We start from the raw sequence: 549 nt of genomic DNA on the forward strand, positions 1-549 counted from the left end.
GCCTGACCTACCGCGAGCTGGACGAGGCCGCCAACCGTCTCGCCCACCACCTGGGTGCCTGCGGGGTGTCGCGCGGGGACACCGTCGCCGTCCTCCTCGACCGCGACCTCCCCCTGGCCACCACCACCCTCGCCACCCTCAAGGCCGGCGCCGCCTACACCCTCCTCGACCCCGACTTCCCCACCACCCGCCTGACCACCATCACCGGCCACTCCCACGCCACCCACCTCATCACCACCACCAGCCACAACACCGACTGGCTGGACGAGACCCTCCAGGTCGTCCTCCTCGACCAGGCCGCCGTCGACCACCTGCCGGCCACACCACCAGGCGTCCCCATCACGCCCGACGACACCGCCTGCGTGATGTTCACCTCCGGCTCCACCGGCACCCCCAAAGGCGTCGCCACCCCCCACCAAGCACTCACCACCACCCTCACCCACCAGCACTTCACCACCACCGCACCCGGCGACACCTGGCTCCAGTGCTCCCCCATCCCCTGGGACGCCTACGCCCTCGAACTCTTCACCCCCCTCCTCCACGGCGCCA

Annotated in this window: 1 protein-coding gene; it reads left to right on the plus strand. The window is 71.2% G+C overall.

What is annotated here, in order from left to right; genetic code table 11:
• The coding region (locus tag RM572_RS28800; RefSeq protein WP_311676309.1) for an AMP-binding protein at positions 1-549 on the plus strand (549 nt) is incomplete at both ends.

It is taken from the genome of Streptomyces hazeniae (genome assembly GCF_031845485.1).
Lineage (GTDB): Bacteria > Actinomycetota > Actinomycetes > Streptomycetales > Streptomycetaceae > Streptomyces > Streptomyces hazeniae.